At 64.6% G+C, this 20,197-nt stretch carries 19 protein-coding genes; 7 read left to right on the top strand and 12 right to left on the bottom strand.

Going from position 1 to position 20,197, the window contains the following annotated elements:
- Nucleotides 1-554: 554 nt before the first annotated feature.
- Nucleotides 555-1,316 (bottom strand): SDR family oxidoreductase, encoded by a 762-nt coding sequence (locus PST29_RS08940; protein ID WP_060838214.1) that lies wholly within the window; start codon nt 1,314-1,316, stop codon nt 555-557.
- Between the two features lie 236 nt (nt 1,317-1,552).
- Between PST29_RS08940 and PST29_RS08935 the strand changes: the two genes are divergently transcribed.
- Complete coding sequence (locus PST29_RS08935; RefSeq protein ID WP_060838213.1) at nt 1,553-2,557, top strand: NADP-dependent oxidoreductase; 1,005 nt, start codon at nt 1,553-1,555, stop codon at nt 2,555-2,557.
- 41 nt (nt 2,558-2,598) lie between these two features.
- On the opposite strand, the gene pyrF is transcribed toward PST29_RS08935, so the two are convergent.
- Nucleotides 2,599-3,300: an orotidine-5'-phosphate decarboxylase gene (pyrF, locus tag PST29_RS08930; RefSeq protein ID WP_060838212.1), complete on the bottom strand. Its 702-nt coding sequence runs from the start codon at nt 3,298-3,300 to the stop codon at nt 2,599-2,601.
- A 316-nt stretch (nt 3,301-3,616) separates the two neighbouring features.
- Here pyrF and PST29_RS08925 point away from each other — a divergent pair, with 316 nt between their 5' ends.
- The 3 genes from PST29_RS08925 to xopAW all read left to right on the top strand — a co-directional run bounded on the left by PST29_RS08925 (nt 3,617) and on the right by xopAW (nt 6,390).
- The gene (locus PST29_RS08925; RefSeq protein WP_047302778.1) at nt 3,617-4,381 is read left to right on the top strand and encodes a response regulator; all 765 of its coding nucleotides are present in this window, start codon (nt 3,617-3,619) and stop codon (nt 4,379-4,381) included.
- Complete coding sequence (locus PST29_RS08920) at nt 4,381-5,433, top strand: sensor histidine kinase (protein WP_060838211.1); 1,053 nt, start codon at nt 4,381-4,383, stop codon at nt 5,431-5,433. The genes PST29_RS08925 and PST29_RS08920 overlap by 1 nt, the downstream gene beginning before the upstream one ends.
- A gap of 111 nt (nt 5,434-5,544) precedes the next feature.
- Entirely contained in the window at nt 5,545-6,390 is an 846-nt protein-coding gene (xopAW, locus tag PST29_RS08915) for a XopAW family type III secretion system calcium-binding effector (protein WP_060842845.1), read from the top strand.
- A gap of 40 nt (nt 6,391-6,430) precedes the next feature.
- On the opposite strand, the gene PST29_RS08910 is transcribed toward xopAW, so the two are convergent.
- From PST29_RS08910 to PST29_RS08865, 10 genes are all read right to left on the bottom strand, one after another.
- Nucleotides 6,431-7,483, bottom strand: coding sequence for an AI-2E family transporter (locus PST29_RS08910; protein ID WP_060838209.1), 1,053 nt, complete (start codon nt 7,481-7,483; stop codon nt 6,431-6,433).
- Nucleotides 7,484-7,552: 69 nt separating this feature from the next.
- Nucleotides 7,553-8,356 carry a DUF4892 domain-containing protein gene (locus PST29_RS08905; RefSeq protein WP_060842844.1) on the bottom strand — a complete coding sequence of 268 codons (804 nt, stop codon included), beginning with the start codon at nt 8,354-8,356 and terminating at the stop codon, nt 7,553-7,555.
- Between the two features lie 8 nt (nt 8,357-8,364).
- Nucleotides 8,365-9,024 carry a glutathione S-transferase family protein gene (locus PST29_RS08900; protein WP_060842843.1) on the bottom strand — a complete coding sequence of 220 codons (660 nt, stop codon included), beginning with the start codon at nt 9,022-9,024 and terminating at the stop codon, nt 8,365-8,367.
- A gap of 50 nt (nt 9,025-9,074) precedes the next feature.
- On the bottom strand, nt 9,075-9,929 hold the full coding sequence (locus PST29_RS08895) for an alpha/beta hydrolase (protein ID WP_060838206.1): 855 nt from the start codon (nt 9,927-9,929) through the stop codon (nt 9,075-9,077).
- A complete protein-coding gene (locus PST29_RS08890; protein ID WP_060842842.1) occupies nt 9,926-10,726 on the bottom strand; it encodes an alpha/beta fold hydrolase in 801 nt (266 codons plus the stop codon). The genes PST29_RS08895 and PST29_RS08890 overlap by 4 nt, the downstream gene beginning before the upstream one ends.
- Before the next feature lie 114 nt (nt 10,727-10,840).
- Nucleotides 10,841-11,284: a hotdog fold thioesterase gene (locus tag PST29_RS08885; protein WP_060838204.1), complete on the bottom strand. Its 444-nt coding sequence runs from the start codon at nt 11,282-11,284 to the stop codon at nt 10,841-10,843.
- Between the two features lie 31 nt (nt 11,285-11,315).
- Complete coding sequence (locus tag PST29_RS08880) at nt 11,316-12,983, bottom strand: AMP-binding protein (RefSeq protein ID WP_060842841.1); 1,668 nt, start codon at nt 12,981-12,983, stop codon at nt 11,316-11,318.
- A 172-nt stretch (nt 12,984-13,155) separates the two neighbouring features.
- A complete protein-coding gene (sixA, locus tag PST29_RS08875; RefSeq protein ID WP_060842840.1) occupies nt 13,156-13,605 on the bottom strand; it encodes a phosphohistidine phosphatase SixA in 450 nt (149 codons plus the stop codon).
- Nucleotides 13,602-13,949 carry a DUF4389 domain-containing protein gene (locus tag PST29_RS08870; RefSeq protein ID WP_060838201.1) on the bottom strand — a complete coding sequence of 116 codons (348 nt, stop codon included), beginning with the start codon at nt 13,947-13,949 and terminating at the stop codon, nt 13,602-13,604. The genes sixA and PST29_RS08870 overlap by 4 nt, the downstream gene beginning before the upstream one ends.
- A gap of 18 nt (nt 13,950-13,967) precedes the next feature.
- The gene (locus tag PST29_RS08865) at nt 13,968-14,993 is read right to left on the bottom strand and encodes an NAD(P)H-dependent glycerol-3-phosphate dehydrogenase (protein ID WP_016965784.1); all 1,026 of its coding nucleotides are present in this window, start codon (nt 14,991-14,993) and stop codon (nt 13,968-13,970) included.
- A 195-nt stretch (nt 14,994-15,188) separates the two neighbouring features.
- Here PST29_RS08865 and PST29_RS08860 point away from each other — a divergent pair, with 195 nt between their 5' ends.
- Genes PST29_RS08860 through PST29_RS08850 form a run of 3 tightly spaced genes read left to right on the top strand, consistent with a single transcriptional unit; the run spans nt 15,189 to nt 20,141 of the window.
- Nucleotides 15,189-17,312, top strand: a complete 2,124-nt coding sequence (locus PST29_RS08860; RefSeq protein ID WP_060842839.1) for a TonB-dependent receptor plug domain-containing protein — start codon at nt 15,189-15,191, stop codon at nt 17,310-17,312.
- A gap of 34 nt (nt 17,313-17,346) precedes the next feature.
- Complete coding sequence (locus PST29_RS08855) at nt 17,347-18,243, top strand: ABC transporter substrate-binding protein (protein ID WP_375136248.1); 897 nt, start codon at nt 17,347-17,349, stop codon at nt 18,241-18,243.
- A complete protein-coding gene (locus tag PST29_RS08850; RefSeq protein ID WP_060838199.1) occupies nt 18,240-20,141 on the top strand; it encodes an ATP-binding protein in 1,902 nt (633 codons plus the stop codon). Before PST29_RS08855 ends, PST29_RS08850 begins: the two co-directional genes overlap by 4 nt.
- Nucleotides 20,142-20,197 lie beyond the last annotated feature (56 nt).

Below are 20,197 nucleotides of genomic sequence, written 5' to 3'. Positions count from 1 at the left end.
CTTGCGATAGTCCGCCAGCGCCAACTCGACATCGGCCATCGCCGTCTGGTTGGCCGCCGACTGCCCCTTGAGCTGCTGGGCCAGCCGCAACAGCCCCTCCAGGCTCTCGTGCAGGCTGTCCACGGTCTGGCTGTCGCCATGCAGGGCGTAGTCCTGCTCCAGCAGCCGCACCTTGAGCACGCCACTGTTGAGCTGGGACATCTGCTTGAGGCCATCGAAGCGCTGGCTGATGGTCTGCAGCGACCAGACGCCAATGCCGGCCACCAAGGCCGTCAAGAGCAACACCAGGGCAAAACCGATACCCAGTTTCTTTGCCATGCCCAGGTTGGCAAAACGTCCACTCGCGGCCGAAGTCATGGTGCGCAGTCCCCTTCCAATCCCCAATGGCCATAGGGCCATCCGTCTGTGCGAAGGGTCGCAACGGCGTGCACCGACGCACAAGTCTTCACAGCAGGAATAATGGCAAAAAGCTACGCGGAGGTCGTTTTCAGGACACTGGAGGTCGATTCCATCCAGCCCCCGCGGCGACAGGCGCCGGGGGGCCGGCCGAGGGCTCAGATCGCGGTGGCACCACCATCCACTGCCAGCGCATGACCGGTAGTGAAGGCCGCGCCATCGCTGCACAGGTAAAGCACGGCGCTGGCGATTTCCTCGACCTTGCCGATACGCCCCACCGGGTGCATCGCCGCGGCGAACTCGGCCTTCTTCGGATCCGCTTCATAGGCCCGACGGAACATGTCGGTGTCGATGACCGCCGGACAGACCGCGTTGACCCGGATCTTTTTCTTGGCGTACTCGATGGCCGCCGATTTGGTCAGGCCGATCACCGCATGCTTGGACGCCGCATAGATGCTCATTTTCGGCGCCGCGCCCAGGCCCGCCACCGAGGCGGTATTGACGATGGCCCCGCCGCCCTGGGCCAGCAGCAACGGCAGCTGGTACTTCATGCACAGCCAGACGCCCTTGACGTTGACCCCCATGATGGCGTCGAACTCGTCCAGGCTGCCCTCTGCCAGGCGGCCCTTCTCGATCTCGATCCCGGCGTTGTTGAAGGCATAGTCCAGACGGCCATAAGCCTCGAGGGTACGGGCCATCAGCTGCTGTACATCCGCTTCCTGGGTGACGTTGCAGGGCACGAACACCGCCTCGCCTCCCGCCGCGCGGATCAGCGCCACGGTGCCTTCGCCCCCGGCCACGTCCAGATCCGCCACCACCACCTGCAAGCCTTCAGCGGCAAACGCCAGGGCCGTCGCCCGGCCGATTCCATTGGCCGCGCCGGTCACCAGGGCCACCTGGCCGGAAAACGTCATGCTCATTGCAAAGATCCTCGTTCAGATACGGGTCAGCTGTGGGGCCCATCTAGCCATAGCCGTCCCGGTCGGCGTCAGCATTATCAGAAGGCCGGTTGAGGTCTTATGCATCCCGGTGATGAAAATGCCGGGGCGTTCATCACCACACTGGATCGACACCCATTCGCTGAATCGGCAAACCTTGCGACAACCCACCTGAGGGTCTATCAACTAGGGCTTCATCCACCCCTTGAGTGCCTGCCATGACCAGCCTGACCAATCGCCAGTTCCTGCTCGCCAAACGCCCCGTCGGCCCGGCTACCCGCGACACCTTCACCTACCAGCAGGTAGCCGTGGGCGAGCCCGCCGCCGGGCAGATCCTGGTGAAGAATGAATACCTGTCCCTGGACCCGGCCATGCGCGGCTGGATGAACGAGGGCAAGTCCTATATTGCGCCGGTGGCCATCGGCGAAGTCATGCGCGCCCTGGGCGTGGGCCAGGTGATTGCCTCCAACAACCCCGGATTCGCCGTCGGCGACTACGTCAATGGCGCCCTCGGGGTGCAGGACTACTTCCTCGGCGAGCCCCGTGGCTTCTACAAGGTCGACCCCAAGCTGGCCCCTCTGCCACGCTACCTGTCGGCCCTGGGCATGACCGGCATGACCGCCTACTTCGCCCTGCTGGACGTCGGCGCGCCCAAGGCCGGCGACACCGTGGTGCTGTCCGGCGCCGCCGGTGCGGTGGGCAGCATTGCCGGGCAGATCGCCAAGATCAAAGGCTGTCGCGTGGTGGGCATTGCCGGCGGCCAGGACAAATGCAAGTTCCTCATCGACGAACTGGGCTTTGACGGCGCCATCGACTACAAGAGCGAAGACGTCAACGCCGGGCTCAAGCGCGAATGCCCGAAAGGCGTCGATGTGTATTTCGACAACGTCGGCGGCGACATCCTCGATGCCGTGCTCAGCCGCCTGAACGTCAAGGCGCGGGTGGTGATCTGTGGCGCCATCAGCCAGTACAACAACAAGGAAGCGGTCAAGGGACCGGCCAACTACCTGTCGCTGCTGGTCAACCGGGCGCGCATGGAAGGTTTCGTGGTCATGGACTACGCCGCGCAGTTCGCCGCGGCCGGGCAGGAAATGGCCGGTTGGATGGCCAAGGGGCAGCTCAAGAGCAAGGAGGATATTGTCGAAGGCCTGGAGACTTTCCCGGAGACGCTGGGCAAGCTGTTCAGCGGCGAGAACTTCGGCAAGCTGGTGCTGAAAGTCTGAACCTGCGGGAGCCGGCTGGCCGGCTCCTGCAGACCCGGGTGTTACAGGGCCAGTTCGGCGACCACGTCAGCCAGGGCCTTGGCCGGGTCGGCCGCCTGGCTGATGGGACGACCGATCACCAGGTAATCGGAACCGGCATCCAGGGCCTGGCGCGGAGTGAGGATCCGCCGCTGGTCATCCTGGGCACTGCCCGCCGGACGAATACCCGGCGTCACCAGTTGCAGGGTCGGATGGGCGCTCTTCAGGGCCTGGGCTTCCAGGGCCGAGCACACCAGGCCGTCCATCCCGGCTTTCTGCGCCAGCGCGGCCAGGCGCAGCACCTGCTCCTGGGGCTCGATGTCCAGGCCGATGCCGGCCAGGTCTTCACGCTCCATGCTGGTGAGCACGGTGACGCCGATCAGCAGCGGCTTGGGACCACTGCGCTGGTCCAGCACATCGCGGCAGGCCGCCATCATGCGCAGGCCGCCGGAGCAGTGCACATTGACCATCCACACGCCCATTTCCGCGGCGGCCTTGACCGCCATGGCGGTGGTGTTGGGAATGTCGTGGAACTTCAGGTCCAGGAACACTTCGAAACCCTTGTCGCGCAGGGTCCCGACAATCTCGGCGGCGCAGCTGGTGAACAGCTCCTTGCCGACTTTGACCCGGCACAGTTTCGGGTCCAGTTGATCGGCCAGTTTCAGTGCGGCGTCACGGGTGGGAAAATCCAGGGCGACGATGATAGGAGTCTGGCAGGCGGACATGAAGGGGCTCTCAGGCAAGTCGAAATCGGCGCGGATTGTAGCGCAAGCCGGGACGATCCGGGACCCGATCAGAGGTAAATCCTCCTCAACGGTGCCAGGGATCTTCGATCCGCCGGCAAATCCGCGGGCCGCCCCGGCATTTGTATCAACGCAGATACACTGACGACACGCCAGCAACAATACCCGGCGCTACCCTCGCCAGCCGCAACACCCTCGAACAGCACTTCCTGCCCCCGGGCCGGACGCCTATGCTGAAGCCATAACCTCGCCGTCGCCTCCTGATGGCCGGCAGCCTACCTGGCAGATGAACGCACCCATGCATAACACTCCAGCCCCTCTGAACGACGACTCCAAAGCCGTGGCCAATGGCGACGACAAGCGCTGGAACACTCGGGCCCTGATCGTCGATGACGACGTGCCGATCCGCGAACTGCTGATCGACTATCTGGCGCGCTTCAACATCCACGCCAGCGGTGTCACCGACGGTGCAGCAATGCGCCAGGCCTTGCAGGCCGAGCACTTCGACGTGGTGGTGCTCGACCTGATGCTGCCCGGTGAAGACGGCCTGTCCCTGTGCCGCTGGTTGCGTAGCGAATCGGACATTCCGATCCTCATGCTCACCGCCCGCTGCGAGCCCACCGACCGCATCATCGGCCTCGAACTGGGGGCCGACGACTACATGGCCAAGCCCTTCGAACCGCGGGAGCTGGTGGCGCGGATCCAGACCATCCTGCGCCGGGTCCGCGACGATCGCAGCGAACAGCGAGCCAATATCCGCTTCGACAACTGGCGCCTGAACAGCGTCCTGCGCCAGCTGATCTCCGCCGACGGGCTGGTGGTGCCGCTGTCCAACGCCGAGTTCCGCCTGCTCTGGGTATTCATTGAACGCCCGCGCCGAGTGCTGAGTCGCGAACAACTGCTGGACGCGGCCCGGGGCCGCTCCATCGAGGCCTTTGATCGCAGTATCGACCTGCTGGTGTCGCGCCTGCGGCAGAAGCTCGGTGATGACCCGAAATCGCCGCAACTGATCAAGACCGTGCGTGGCGAAGGCTACCTGTTCGACGCACGAGACATCGGCTGATGCGCGGGCGCTTCGATACGCTGTTCGGCCGGCTGTTTGGCCTCCTGCTGATCGCGATCGTGCTCGCCCACCTTCTGGCGTTTTTCTGGTTCCACCACTACGGACATCCGCCGCCGCCCCCTCCACCGCCACCGCCGCCGGTGGCCCTCGGCAATAGCCCTCCTGGGCCGCCGCCGTACTTCCCGCAACGTCCGCCACGCCCCTGGTTCGGCGGACCTTTGGTGCCTCTGACCTTCCAGCTGATCTCCCTGGTCATTGCCGCCTGGTACGGCGCCAAGCTGCTCTCGCGGCCGATCCAGCGCCTGAGCGACGCCGCCGAACGCCTGAGCGAAAACCTCGACAGCCCGCCCCTGGAAGAGGTCGGCCCGCGGGAAGCACGACAGGCCGCCAGCGCCTTCAACCAGATGCAGAAACGCATACGGGAACAGGTCCAACAACGCGGGCGCATGCTCGGCGCCGTGTCCCATGATCTGCGCACACCGCTGTCACGCCTGAAACTTCGCCTGGAACAGATCGAGGACAGCAAGCTGCAGGGGCAGATGCGCCAGGACCTGGACGACATGATCAAGATGCTCGACGCCACCCTCAGCTACCTGCATGAACAGCGCACCAGCGAGGCCGAGCAATGGATGGACGTGCAGGCGCTGGTGGAGTCGCTGTGCGAGAACGCCCAGGACCAGGGCGCCGATGCCCAGGCCCAGGGCCATTGCGCCCCGCTGCTGGTCCAGCCCATGGCCCTGCAGTCGTGCATCAACAACCTGCTGGACAACGCCCTGCGCTACGCCGGCCATGCCACTCTGGCCCTGGAAGACCATCGGGATCAGTTGCTGATCCGGGTCATCGACCATGGTCCCGGCATCGCCGCCGACAAACGCGAGGCCGTGTTCGAACCCTTCTTCCGCCTCGAAGGCTCACGCAACCGCAACTCCGGCGGCGTCGGCCTGGGCATGACCATCGCCCGCGAAGCGGCAGAGCGCATGGGCGGCCAGTTGCTGCTGGAAGAGACTCCCGGCGGCGGCCTGACTGCGGTGCTGCGCCTGCCCCGCCCCTGAGTCCCTTGTGTAGCCACGGGTACAAAGCGCCCATACCCTGGACAACTCCAGCCTTGAGGCTGCATGAGCCGGTGCCTCCACCGGATCCATTCATCCCAAGGAGCGAGTCCAATGATAGGTAGCGTCAGCAGCAACTATTCGAGCTATTACAGCTCCAGCAGCAGTGCCTCCAGCACCAGCCGCGGCCAACAATTGCAGAAGGACCTGTTCGCCAGGCTCGATAGCAACGGCGACGGCGAGGTGAACCAGGACGAGCTGAACAACGCTCTGTCGAACAAGGGCGACAAGGGTGTCCTGGTCAGCCTGAGCAAGAACTTCAGCGAACTGGACAGCGATGGCAACGCCAGCCTGAGCAGCGATGAAATGGCCGCCATGGCGCCACCGGCGCATCACGGCCAGGCGCCCGGCACCGAACTGGCGGACGCCCTGCTCAGCGCTCTGGACAGTGACGGCGACGGCGTCATCAACAACGACGAACTGAGCAGCGGCTTGAGCAGTGCCGGTAGCAGCGCCGACAGCAAGCAGCTCTTCTCGGCCCTGGACAAGAATCAGGATGGCAACGTCAGTGCAGACGAACTGGCCGCCAGCCTGACGCCGCCTCCACCGCCCCCGCAACAGCTCTCCGGCGAGCAACTGTTCGGCCAGCTCGACAGCGACGGCAACGGCAGCATCAGTGCCGACGAACTGAGCAGCGCCCTGCAGTCCGGCGACAAGAACTCGGCCAGCAACGACAGCAGTTCGGCATTGCTGAAAATACTCGACAGCGACAGCAGCGGCGGCATCAGCAGCGATGAGCTCAAGGCCGCGCTGCAGGCCGGACGCAACCAGGACAGCGAGACTCAGAACCCGCAGGCCAACCTGACCGAAGCCCTGGGCAAGATGATCGCCAACCTCAGCAAGCAGTATCAGCTGAACCCTGCCAGCAGCGTCGGCAACAGCGTCAACGTCGCCGCCTGATGGGTGCTTGCCGCTCCCCTGTCGAGCGGCAAGCCGCGGCTCAGCGCGGCTCCTGGGTCCGGGCCTGACTGGCGCTCCAGTCCAGCAGCAGGCTGTAGGCCACCGCCAGCAGGGTCGGACCGATAAACAGACCGATAAAGCCGAAGGCGATCAGGCCGCCGAACACCCCGAGCAGCACAATCACCAGGGGCAGGTTGCCACCGCGACTGATCAGGTAGGGTTTGAGCACGTTGTCGACGCCGCTGATGATGAAGGTGCCCCAGATCCCCAGAAACACCGCCATGCCGTATTCGCCCTTCCAGGCCAGCCAGGCCGTGGCCGGAATCCACACCAGGGGCGGCCCCATGGGAATCAGGCTGAGCAGGAAGGTGACGATCCCCAGCACCAGCGCCCCTGGCACCCCGGCAATGAGAAAGCCGATCAGCGCCAGCAGGCCCTGGGCCGCAGCGGTGCCGATCACCCCGTTGACCACCCGTTGCACGGTGCCAGCGACCAGATCGATGTAGTAGCCGGCCCGATCGCCGATCAACCGTTCCAGCAGCTTGTGTACGAACAACGCCAGGCGCGGACCGTCACGGTAGAAGAAAAACACGAAGACGATGCTCAGGGTCAGTTCGAGAATACCGCCGCCGATCTGTGCACTGCGGGCCAGTAGCCAGTTGCCCACCTGCCCCAGATACGGCTTGACGGCCAGCATCAGCGCCGCGCCCTGTTGATCGATGCTGTTCCACAGCCCGACCAGACGCTCCCCCACCAATGGCAGGCTGCCCAGCCAGGCGGGAGCCTCGGGCAGGCCGTCCACCTGCACATCCTTGATAAAGGCCGTGGCATCGCGCACGTGATCCGCCAGGTTGAGCCCGAGCCAGACCAGCGGCGCCGCCACCAAAACCATCCAGCCCAGGGTCAACAGGGCCGCCGCCAGAGACTCGCGGCCATTGAGCCAGCGGGTCAGCAAACGCATCAGCGGCCAGCTGGCAAAGGCCAGCACCGCGCCCCAGAACAGCGCCGACCAGAAAGGCGCCATCACCCAGAAGCTGGCACCGAACAACACCAGGAGCAGAATCTGCACCAGCAGGCGATCGTTATTGGGCATGAAATGTCTCGCACAAGGGTAAACGGAGAAGAGTAGGCGAACCCGCGAGTGCAGGCCGCCTGAAACAGCTTAACGCAGCAGTTCGAAGTGCAGCCCGGCCGCTTGGGTGTCGCCGGTTTCCATGCGCGTCGCCAGCACACCCTGGCCAATCAGGGCCTGGCGCCAGGCCTCGGCCTGCTGGCCGGACAGGCTGACCCGCAGCGTGGTGTCCAGGTTCAGCCCTCGGGAAAGCAGGTTGAGCCAGACGGGCTGGGGATCGGTCAGCTTGGGCAGGTCCAGCTTGCCCGTGTCCTTCAGTTGCCGCAGCAGGGTCGCCGAAGTGGGCAGCAAGTCGCCCAGGGCAGCGCTGGCGTCGAACTGCTCCACGTGCAGGTAGGCCCGGCGGTTACCCCGGGTAATGCTGTACAGGGCCACCAGGGAGTTGTCCTGGGGCGCCGCCAGGCGCAACAGCAAATAGGCTTGCTGCTCGTCGGCGCCAAACAGCTTGGCGTTGCCGAACACCTCATTGGCCCACAGGCTGCTCTCGCCACAATCCCGGGCCTGGCACCAGAACAGCAGCTCTGCCCCCTGTTTCTGCAGGGCTTCGCGAGCCAGGGTGAAGGCTTCGTTGGAAGTGCGTTCGGCGGGCAATTGGTAGGTGATGGCCGTGAGCTTGCCCCGGGCATTGACCTGACCGTCAAAGCGCAGTTGGCCGCTGATTCTGCGGATCGAGCCCAACGGGTAGACACGCTCCTGCTCCACTTGCGGACGGTAGTCGACGATTTGTGCATCGGTCAGACGGGGCACCAGGGGCAGGTCATGGCTGCCGGGCAGATCGGCGGCAAGGGCCAGGGTGCTAAAGAAGGACAAGCCCAGAACACTGAGTGAACGCATGGAAACTCTCATCGGATAAGCATGGCCTGGGCGCCCTTGACGACGCTGGCGTCGTCACTGCGTTGCGGAACCTGCAAGCCACGCTGGACCGCAGGCCGGGCCTCCAGGGCCGCCATCCAGCGTTGCAGGGCCGGCAAGCCCTGTACCGAAACACCGGACCACTCATGACCGCGCACCCAGGGGAAGGTGGCGATGTCGGCAATGCTGTAGTCCCCGGCCAGGTACTCGACCTGTTGCAGGCGGGTGTCGAGAACTTCATACAGGCGTCGGGTTTCATGCTGATAGCGATCGATGGCGCCCTGGAGCTTTTCCGGAAAATAGCGGAAGAACACGTTGGCCTGGCCCTGCATGGGCCCGATGCCGCCCATCTGGAACATCAGCCACTGCATGACGATCGAGCGGCCCTTGGCATCGCTGGGCAGCAGTTGGCCGCTGCGCTCGGCCAGATACACCAGGATCGCGCCGGATTCGAATACGGGAAAATCGCCATTGTCTCGGTCGACGATGGCCGGAATACGCCCATTGGGATTGATCTTCAGAAACGCCGGCGCCTTTTGCTCGCGCTTGTCGAAACTCAGGGCATGCACCGTGTAGGGCAATCCGAGCTCTTCAAGCAGGATGGAAACCTTGTGGCCATTGGGGGTCGCAGCGGTGTACAGATCTATCATGGTTGTCTCCCATTTCAACCCGCCCAGCCTCGACAGTTGACCCCGTCAAGTCAAGGAACGGCGAAAAACCGATTGAAACAGTCTGCGACAGAGGTTGCGCCGGCCTCATCGTTGAGGTGCAGATGATGGCCGCCCGGCAGCTGTTCCCGGCTAAAGGGTAGACGCTGCAGCAGGGACTCGTGCCGAACCAGCATGCCGTCGGCAGCCACCACCAGCTGCGTCGGGCAACTGACCCGCTCGACGAAGGACATGGCCTGCTCCTCGGTCAGGCGCAGCGGCGACGCCAGGGTCAGGCGGCTGTCGCTGCGCCAGGTATAGCCACCGGGCACCGGCATCAGACCACGCAGGGCCAGCAGCTCGGCGGCCTCGCGACTGACCGCCACCAGCCCCTTCATCCGCGCTTCGATGGCTCGCTCCAGCGTGCTGTAGACCGGCTTGCGCTTGTCCTGCAGGTCCAGTTGCGCCTGCAAGGCCATGCCCAGCCGCTCGGCGGCACCTGCAGCGCTGGCGGTCGGAGGAATCACGCCGTCGATCAGGGCCAGATGGCTGACCCGCTCCGGCAGCGCCGCCGCCAGCACCAGCGACACGATCGCTCCCAATGAATGTCCCATCAGGGCAAAGCGCTTCCAGCCCAGCTGTTCAGCCACTTGCAGCACGTCGTGGACGTAATCCCACAGGGCATAACCCGCGCCCGGCGGACGGTGCCCGGAATGCCCGTGACCGGCCATGTCCAGGGCCACGATGCGCAGGCCTTTGAGCTTGGGCGCCAGCCGGGCGAAGCTGTTGGCGTTGTCCAGCCAACCATGCAGGGCGATCACCGGCAAGCCGTCCTCGGGCCCGAACAGATGGGCCGCCAGCTCGATGTGGGGCAGGTTCAGGCGAACTTCCTCGACGACCTGGCTCATGCACAGCTCCGGCGCTGTTCCCAGCGGGTGAAGAGTTCCTTGAGCAGGGTGGCGGTGGCTTCGGGCCGCTCAAGAGGAAACATGTGGCCGCCGGGCATGGTCAGGGACTCGCCCAGAGGCATGCGCCCCACGGCACTGGTGTGATGCCGCATCACCACCCGGCTCTGCTGGCCGCGCACCACGGCCAGGGGCACCTTGAGCTGGCGAGCGCTGCCGGGGCTGGTGTGCGGTACGCCGCGATAGATGCTGATCTCGGTCGCCGGATCGAAACGCAGGCGCAAGCGGTCGCCCACCTGCTGCAGGCCATGCTGCAAGTACGCGTCCAGGCAATCGGGGTCGAAGGCTCGGAACAGCGTCTTGCGGGCAAAGTAGCTGCGCGCCGATTCGACATCGGTAAACTCCTCGCGGCGCCCCAGGGTTCGCCCGGCGGGAGTCAGGCGGTCGATGAAACCAAAGCGCTTGGCGGCGCGGATCACCCACTGGTCGGCCCGGGTGAGCACTGGCGAATCGAGCATCACCACCCCCCGATACAGCTCCGGGCAGCGCAGGGCCGCGTGCAGGTGCAGCACGCCCCCCAACGAGTGCCCCACGCCCCACACCGGCTGCGCCTGCTGTTGCAGGTGGTGGATCAGCTCATCCACCAGACTCTGCCAGTTGTCGTCCACCGGAAAGCGCGGGTCGTGGGCATGCTGCTGCAAATGAGCCACCTCGAACTCCGGCGCCAGGGCAGCAAACAGTTTGCCGTACGTGCCGGAGGGAAACCCATTGGCGTGAGCGAAAAACACCTGTTGCGACATACCGACCTATCCATCCACCAAACCAACACCGATTGTCCGCAGGCCCTTGCACCAGGGCAATGACCGTAACGGACAGGAATACTGACACCCAGGCTCAGCCTATGGCGCGCTCACTCATTGCGCCGGCGGCGTTTGCCCCAGAGGCACCACGGCCATGGTCAGGCGCGAAATACAGCTGGCCTTGCCTTCATCGCTGCTCAGGCGGATATCCCAGACATGGGTGGTGCGCCCGATATGAATGGCCCGGGCCACCGCCGTCACCCGGCCGCTGCGCAAGCCGCGCAGGTGATTGGCGTTGATCTCCAGGCCCACGCAATAGAACTTGCTGGCATCGATACACAGGTAGCTGGCCATGGAGCCGACGGTTTCCGCCAGCACCACCGAAGCCCCGCCATGCAGCAACCCGTAGGGCTGGTGGGTGCGATGGTCGATGACCATGCTTGCGCTCAGCGATTCCTCATCAAACGACTCGAAGCGAATATCCAGCACTTCGCCGATGGTGTTCTTCTGTGCCGCGTTCAGTTGCTCGATGTTCGGAGTGGTACGCCATAGGCTCATCGCTGCTTCCCTTCTGGGTGGTTATTGTCGATCAATCCTGCCACAGCACGGCTTCGCTGCGCTCGCTCCAGCGTTGAAAACTGCCGCCATAGGTGGCCTCGATCACATTGCGCTTGATCTTCAGGGTAGGGGTCAGAAAGCCGTTCTCCACGGCCCAGTTGTCCTTGACCACCACCAGCCGATGCAACCGTTCATGCTTGTCCAGGCCGCCATTGACCTGGACCAGCAGGTTTTCCAGGCTGCTGTGCAGCCCTTCCCGGGCGCTGCCTGCCGCGGCCTGCAAGCCCGCCGCCGAAAGCACGCACAACCCCAGAGGAGCGCTCAGACCGTCCCCCACCACGCACACCTGCTCGATATGGGCATGCACGGCCAGGCGATTCTCGATGGGTGCCGGGGCCACGTACTTGCCCTTGCTGGTCTTGAAGATTTCCTTGAGTCGGCCGGTCAGGCGCAGATTGCCGGCCGCGTCCTGTTCGCCCTTGTCGCCGGTGCGCAGAAAACCGTCCTCGGTGATGGTCTCGGCGGTCTTCTGCGGGTCCTTGTAATAGCCCTGCATGGTGGCCCCGCTGCGCACCTGGACCTCGCCCGCGTCATCAATACGCACTTCAACCCCGGGACAGGGCCGACCGATCCAGCCCGGCACCTGCTCCCCGGAACGGCCGATATGGGAATAACCGCAACTCTCGGTCATGCCATAGACCTCCAGTACGTCCAGGCCCAACCGCCGATACCAGTGCAACAGTGCCTGGGGCACCGGCGCCGCCCCGGACAAGGCCACCCGCAAGGCGTCCAGCCCAAGCCCGGCCAGCACCTTGTGACCGACGCGCTTGCCGATCAACGGCAGGCTCAAGAGAACGTCCAGGCGCCTGGCCGACACCTTGCTGTAGACCCCCATCTGGAACTTGGTCCAGATTCGCGGCACGCCGAACAGGGCCGTGGGCCGGGCCCGCCGCAAGTCCGCCAGGAAGGTATCGAGGCTCTCGGCGAAGAACACGGTCTGCCCGGTATAGATCGCCGCCATCTCGACAAACATGCGCTCGGCCACATGACACAGCGGCAGATAGGACAGCAGTCGATCCCCCGGGCCCAGGCCGAAGAGTTGTGTCCCGTGAGTGGCGGCAAAACCCAGATTGCCGAAGCTGTGCATCACCCCCTTGGGCAGGCCCGTGGTACCGGAGGTGTAGATGATGGTGGCCAGTTGCTCGGCCGGTGGACTCGGGCTGTCAGCCAACGGCTGACAGCCTTGCAGATCGTCCCAGGTGCAGTCGAAAGTGCCTTCGGGGGCCAGCGGCAGGCGCACGGTGGGCAGACCGGGCCTGATCCCCGGGGCCATGCCCGGCCAGTCATCGAGCTTGCCGATGAACACCAGGGCCGACTCGGAATGCTCCAGTACCTGGGCCACCGAATCGGCGGTGAGGTTGGGATACAGCGGCACCGACACATGCCCGGCCATCCAGATCGCCAGGTCGCTGATGATCCAGTGCGCGGAATTCTTGCCGATGATTGCGATGTGACTGCCGGGGGGCAATTGGCGCTCCCGCAGCCATTGGGCGGCGCGACGGGCCTGCTGGCCGACCTCGAACCAGCTCAGCTCCTGCACCTGACCTCCGGCGCTGGGCTGAACCAGAAAACACTGCTGGGGATGACGAGCCTCGCGCTCGTAGAACACTTGCAGCGGCAAACGAAAAGCAGCAGCCATGACTCGCTCCTTTGTTTTTATTCTGTTCGCGACACCAACCAAGCACTTGCTCGGTCGACTATTCCACGCACAAAGGAGGGCTGCAAGTTAAGAAATGTAGCGCCGCACAACCGGGTGTCGGTCACCCCGACGGACCGGCGGCGGCCAGGAACTGCCTGGCCGCCGTGGCGCTCTAGGGGTGCTTGACGCTATTGAGGGTCATCAGCCCCGCCAGCGGCCAGTCGCCTTCCAGCTCCGCCAGGCTGGCGGTATTCATGGGCTGGGGATCACGCAGATGACCGTGCTGCAACAGGCCGATCAGGTTGCCGACCAAGGGTTGGTGGCTGACCAGCAGCAGGTTGTCCGCACTGTCCAGATGCTCCAGCACCTGCAATGGGTTGGCCTCCGGGGTCAACCAGGGCACGGTGTGGATCTCGCCCTCGAAGCCCAGGGCCTGACGCACCAGTTGCGCCGTTTGCTGGGCCCGCACATAGGGGCTGGCGATGATCGCACTGATGGGCTGGCCAATCAGCTGCGCGGCGCTGCCCAGCACTTCCTGGCGGCCGTGGGCCGTAAGGTTGCGCAGGTCATCGCTGGCCGCATGGGATTCGGCCTGGCCGTGGCGCAGTACCCACAACTTCACAGCTTGGGCTCCTCGTCACGCACCGGGTGGGGCGCCGGCGGCACACTGTGGGGGGCCTCCCCTTCAGGTGCCCGCGGGGTCGGCCAATCGGCAAACGGCCAGGGTTTCTGCTCGGTGTGGAAGCTGCCGAACCGGCCAATCTGCGCCAGGAACTGGCTCAGGCTGTCGCCAAAGTTCATCAGCCCGGCATTCGGCGCGCCGTAGATCAGGCGATAGATCAGTTGCACCAGGACCAGGGCGCCCAGAAGAAACTGCGCCACCTGCCACACCATCACGAACACCAGCATCCACAGCACGCGCAGGAGGATGGATTCGTATTTGGCTTCGGAATTCGTATCGTTCATGTCTGGCTCCTGTGCTACTCAGTTGAATCCGCTGGTGGAGATAAAGTCGACGTCGGTTTTCGGCTCGCCACGCATCAGCAGCTCGATCACCTGATTCAGCGTCCGCCCTTCGAACAGAATCGCATGCAGGCCGGCGACCAGCGGCATGTAGACGCCCAGTTCCTGGGCCTTGGCCTTGAGCACCTTGAGGGTGTTGACGCCCTCCGCCACTTCGCCCAGGCGGGTCACCGCGTCCTCCAGACTCAGGCCCTGCCCCAGGGCAAAGCCCACCTGGTAGTTGCGGCTCTTGGGCGAGGAACAGGTGACGATCAGGTCGCCGACTCCGGCCAGGCCGAGGAAGGTCATGGGATTGGCGCCCTGGCTGACGGCAAAACGGGTCATCTCCGCCAAGGCACGGGTGATCAGCATGCTCTTGGTGTTTTCCCCCATGCCCAGGGCCACCGCCATGCCGGCGATGATCGCGTAGACGTTCTTCAACGCCCCGCCCAGCTCGACGCCAAAGCGGTCGGCACTGGCGTAGACGCGGAAGGTCCGCCCGTGCAATGCCGCCTGGACCCGCTGGCACAGCTCTTCGTCTTCACTGGCGACCACGGTGGCGGTCAGAGCATGCTCGGCCACTTCCCGGGCCAGGTTGGGACCCGACAACACGCCAATGCGCGCCGCCGGGGCTATGTCCTCGAGGATCTCGCTCATCAGCTTGAAGGTCTGGGCCTCGATGCCCTTGGTCAGGCTGACCAGCAGCTTGCCGCTCAGCAACTGCGCGTGGGGCGCCAGTACCGAGCGCAGGGCGCTGGAAGGCAAGGCGACGAAGCACAGGTCACAGTCATTCAGGGTGGCCAGCAGGTCGGTGACCGGCTCCACCGCCGGATGAATCTTGATGCCCTTGAGATAGCGCGGATTCTCGCGATTGACCCGAATGGCCTCGGCCTGCTCGGGATCACGCATCCATTGCCGCACCGGGTGACCGTTTTCGGCCAGCAGATTGGCCACGGCGGTACCAAAACTTCCGCCTCCCAGGACCGCAATAGGGCGCTGTTGTGTCATATGCAATCCGTTTATCCATAGCAGTGGCGATGGCGGCATTATACGGGGCGCTTTTCCCACCACCAGCCCCACCGGCCATTCAGGCAACCTGTCGGGAACACGCGCTGTCATTCGGGGAATGTCGGGCTTATCGACTGGAAAACTCGACTATCTCGGTTAACATGCGCGCCATCTTTCAAGATTCAAGGCTGTGCCGTGTCCGTTGGTCCCTCACCTCTTCGTCTGTCGCTGCTGCTGGGCATGCTCTTCGGCCACCCGGTGCTGGCCGACGATCTGTTTCTCGACGGCAGCGCACTGCCCGAGGTGTTGACCGCCACACGCCTGAAACAATCCCCCGCCGCCGTGCCGGGCAGCATGACCGTGCTCGACAACGAACTGATCAGGGCCAGCGGCGCCCGGGACGTCAGCGAGCTGCTGCGCCTGGTGCCCGGGATGATGGTCGGGGCCATCAGCGGCAACCAGGCCACGGTCAACTACCACGGCACCAACGCCAGCGAAGCGCGGCGCATGCAGGTGCTGATCGACGGGCGCTCGGTGTATCGCGCGGGCCTGGCCACGGTGGACTGGAGCGACATTCCGGTGGCCATGGAGGACATCGAACGCATCGAGGTGTTTCGCGGCCCCAACACCGTCAGCTACGGCGCCAATGCGCTGATGGCGGTGGTCAACATCATTACCCGCGCACCGGCCAACAGCCACGGCACCCGGTTCAAGGTGACCCGGGGCCAGCGCGGCATCAGCGACTGGTACGCCAGCCAGGGCACGGGCTGGGAAACCGGCGACCTGCGCCTGTCGTTGTCCGGACAGGAAGATGACGGCTTCGACCACAATCGCCTGGGCGCCGACTACCGCGACAGCAAGCGCTTGAACCGCTTCAGCCTGTCGGTGAGCCAGATGCTCGACGAGCAGCAGAGCATCGATTGGCAACTAAATGCCAAGGAAGGCACCAACCAGCGGCCTTATACCTATAAACCGGTGTTCTACGGCGTATCCCAGCAGGGCAAAGACTCCGATGTGATCGCCAAGGACTACGCCGGGTCACTGCGCTGGAACCTGGAGCTCAATGCGCAGCACAGCCTTTATATCCAGGGCTCGGCCCAGCACTGGGATCGCCAGCAAACCTGGCGCGCCTGTGACGCAGCCATTTCCTTCAGCCCCGAACTGACGCGCCTGTGGCAAATCAACCCGAATTACGCCGAGCGCCTGGCGCGCCACATGCCCGATTACTTGAGTGGGGCGCCTAGCGGAACCACGACGGAACAGGCGTTGGCCAACCAAGTCATCGATCAATGGAAAAACGGCGGAGGCAAGAATACCGTCTGCGGCAACATCGACCAGAGCACCCGCGAAACCCGTTACGACCTTGAACTGCAGGACACCCTAAGCCTCAGCGATAACCTGCGACTGGTCAGCGGCATGAACTATCGTTACGACCGGGCCGACTCCGAAACCTATTTCAACGGCACCCTCGACGACACCACCTGGCGCCTGTTCGGCCAGCTGGAGTGGCGAGCCAGCGAACACTGGCTGATCCAGGGCGGGGCTATGTACGAAGACACCCAGCTGACCGGCAACTCGCTGACGCCACGGATCGCCGTCAACTACCTGATCAACCCGCGCCACGGGCTGCGGGCGGTGTATTCGGAAGCCATCCGCTCCCCGGACATGTTCGAGAACAACGTCAACTGGAGCTATCGGGTCACCGGCCTGAGCAGCCCGGTCTACGGCCAGAGCAGCGCCCAGTACTTCGTCAAGACCCGGGGCCCGGGCAACCTCGATCAGGAACACATGCGCTCCCGCGAGCTGGGCTACAACGGCTACTTCGTCGACCAGGCCCTGAACCTCGACATCAAGCTGTTCTACGACGAAATCAGCGGCATGATCAGCGAGCCGCTGCGCAACAACCAATACATCGCCAGCAACAGCAATTCCTCACGCTTCTCCGGCACCGAAAGCCAGCTGGACTGGCAATTGAGCCACGCCGACCGCCTGCGCCTGACCTACGCCTATGTCCACGCCCAAGCCAGCAACCCCCTGGACCAGCGCCTGACCGCCAGCAACAGCGGCTCCGCCGGCTGGCTGCGCAATTGGGGCCGGGGCTGGTCCAGCGCGTTGTTCTATTACGCTGATAGCGCCCTCAACGGCTACCGCTTCGAACGCGTCGACACGCGCATCGCCAAGCGCCTGGCCCTGGGCAAGGCCAACCTGGAACTGGCGGGCACACTGCAACAACGACTCGACCACCAGCCCAGCACCTTCGCCGACAACCTCTACGACTCGCGGCACCTGGTCTATTTCAGCGCCGAGCTGGAGTTCTAGCGTGGCCCGGCAGCGGCCCTCGGGGGCCTTGGACTTGCGTCGCCGACTCGGCTGGGGCCTGTTCCTGCTGAGTCTGCTGCTGTGCGCACCGCTGCGCGCCGCCGACGTCTTGCTGACCGCCAGCGAGGACAACCCGGCGGTACGCACCTTCACCGCAGAGCTGGCCGCCCAACGCCCCCAGGACCAGGTGCGCTTCGTACCGCTGGAGCAACTGCCGGCGCCGGGCCAGTTGCCCAGCGCCACGCGCCTGATTCTGCTGGATCCGCAAAGCCTCGACTGGCGCCTGCAAGATCCCCAGGGCCCGGCCACCCTGGTCCTGCGCATCAGCCGCCTGCAAGCCGAACAACGCCTGCAAGGCCTGCACCACCCCGAGCTCAGCCTGCTCTGGAGCGATCCACCGCCGAGTCGTCAGTTGCATCTGATCCGCCAGGTCTTGCCCCAGGTGCGCCGGGTTGGCGTGCTGTACAGCGAGGACAGCCAGTTCCTGCTCAAGGAGCTGCGCGGCGCCGCGCAATCCCTGGGCCTGGAGATCGTCGCCGAAGCCTGGGACAGCACCCACGACAGCCGGCCATTGCAAAACCTGCTGCGCAACAGCGACGTGCTGCTGGGCCTGGATGACCCCAAGCTGTACAACCCGAAAACCGTGAAGAACCTGCTCCTGAGCAGCTACGCCCAACAGCGGGCGCTGATCGGCCCCAATGCCGGCTTCGTCAGGGCCGGCAGCCTGGCCAGCACCTACAGCGACCAGCAGGACTGGCTGCAGACCCTGGACAGCCTGCTTGAGCAGGCGCCGAATCGCTGGCCCCGGGCACTGTACCCGACGGCCTTCAAAGTACTGAGCAATCCACAGGTGGCACGCTCACTGGGCATCGAGGAAATCGACCCGCAAGCCGTCGCGCGCCAACTGAGTGAAGGAGAGCAACGCCCATGAAATTGCGTCGCCGATGGGACATCCACACCCGCACGCAGCTCATCAGCCTCGGCCCGGCCTTGCTCCTGACCCTGTTGCTGATCAGCTTCTTCACCTTCGTGCGCATTCAGGACCTGCGCCAGGAGCTCAACCACACCGGCCAACTGATTGCCAACCAGCTGGCGCCAGCCACCGAGTACGGCGTGATCTCCGGCAACAACGAAGGCCTGGAAAGCCTGTTGCAGGCCACCCTGGCCACGCCCCACGTGCACTTTCTGGAGGTCCAGGACAGCGCCAACAACATCCTGGTGTATGTCGAGCAACCGTCTGCCACTCATAAACAGGCGCAACAGATCAAGGTGTTCCAGGCGCCGGTGCGCTTGCAGCGCATCCAGGTGCATAACGACTTCCTGGAAGACGACCCGACCAGCCTCGGGCCCCAGGGCGACGGGTATCTGGGACGGGTCATTGTCGGCATGTCCAACGACGCCTTCAGCCAGCGCCAGCAGGAAATTCTCCTCAAGGCCGCGATCCTCGCCCTGTTCGCCCTGCTCTTCACCTTCCTCCTCGCACGGCGCCTGGCTGCCGGCCTGGCGCAACCCATCAGCGCCATGGGTAACGCGGTCAAGGCGATCCAGGAAGGCGACTTCAAGGCGCCGCTGCCGATTGTCGACGACGGCGAGCTGGGCAATCTGGCACGCCACATCAACAACCTCGCCGCCGGCCTGGAGCTGGCCAGCCGCGAGCAGCAACAGGCCATGTCGCAACTGATCCAGACCCGGGAGGAAGCGGAACGGGCGAACAAGGCGAAATCGGATTTCCTGGCGATGATGAGCCACGAACTGCGCACCCCGATGAACGGCGTGCTGGGCATGCTGCAGCTCCTGGAAACCACCGAGATGACCCAGGAGCAGAGCGAATACGCGGCGCTGGCTTCGGAGTCCACCGAACACCTGCTGAAGGTGATCAACGACATCCTCGACTTCTCGCGCATCGAACGCTCGGCCCTGGAGCTGGAACACATCCCGTTCAACCTCGCCGAACTGATCGGCAGCTCGGCCCAGGCCTTCCAGCACAGCGCCCTGCAGCGCGGCCTGGACCTGCAACTGCGCCTACCACCGGGCATGGAGTCGCTGCAGGTCAAGGGCGACCCGACGCGGATCCGGCAGATTCTGGTCAACCTGATCGGCAACGCCCTGAAGTTCACCGAACAAGGCAGCGTGATCATCGAGGCCCAGTGGCAGGCCCTGGATCATGAGCTCCTGTGGTTCACCTGTGCGGTGCGCGACAGCGGAATCGGTATCAGCCCCGCCAGCCTGGAGCTGATGTTCGATGCATTCCAGCAGGCCGACAGCAGTATTTCCCGGCGGTATGGCGGCACCGGCCTGGGCCTGCCCATTGCCCGCACCCTGGCCGAACGCATGGGCGGCACCCTGCGGGCCCAGAGCGAGGAAGGCCGTGGCTCGGTGTTCACCCTGGAGATCCCCCTGGCGCTGTTCCAGCAAAGCCTGCCGGTGCTGGCACCGCGCGTCAGCACCGCCGCTCACCAGGGCGAGGGCCGCAATGTGCTGCTGGTGGAAGACAACCCGGTGAACCAGACCGTGATCCAGGCCATGCTGCGTAGCCTGGGCTTCACCGTGAGCATCGTCACCGACGGGGCCCAGGCGGTGCGCAGCGCCGAGAGCCTGATTTTCGAGGCAATTCTGATGGATTGCCGACTGCCGCTGGTCGATGGTTATGAAGCCACCCGGCAGATCCGCCAATTGCCCGGCTGCGCCGATCTGCCGATCATCGCCCTGACCGCCAACGCCTTGCAGGGCGACCGCGAAGCCTGCCTGGCAGCGGGCATGAACGACTACCTGGCCAAGCCGTTCAAGCGTGCGGATCTGCAGCAGATTCTCCAACGTTGGGTGCAGTAACAGGCTATTTTCCAACAGGTGCGACTGGCGTGACGGGCGAAAGTGCGGCAGTCTTA

Source organism: Pseudomonas sp. St29 (assembly GCF_001547915.1).
Lineage (GTDB): Bacteria > Pseudomonadota > Gammaproteobacteria > Pseudomonadales > Pseudomonadaceae > Aquipseudomonas.
This window is presented reverse-complemented; position numbering and strand designations above follow the sequence as displayed.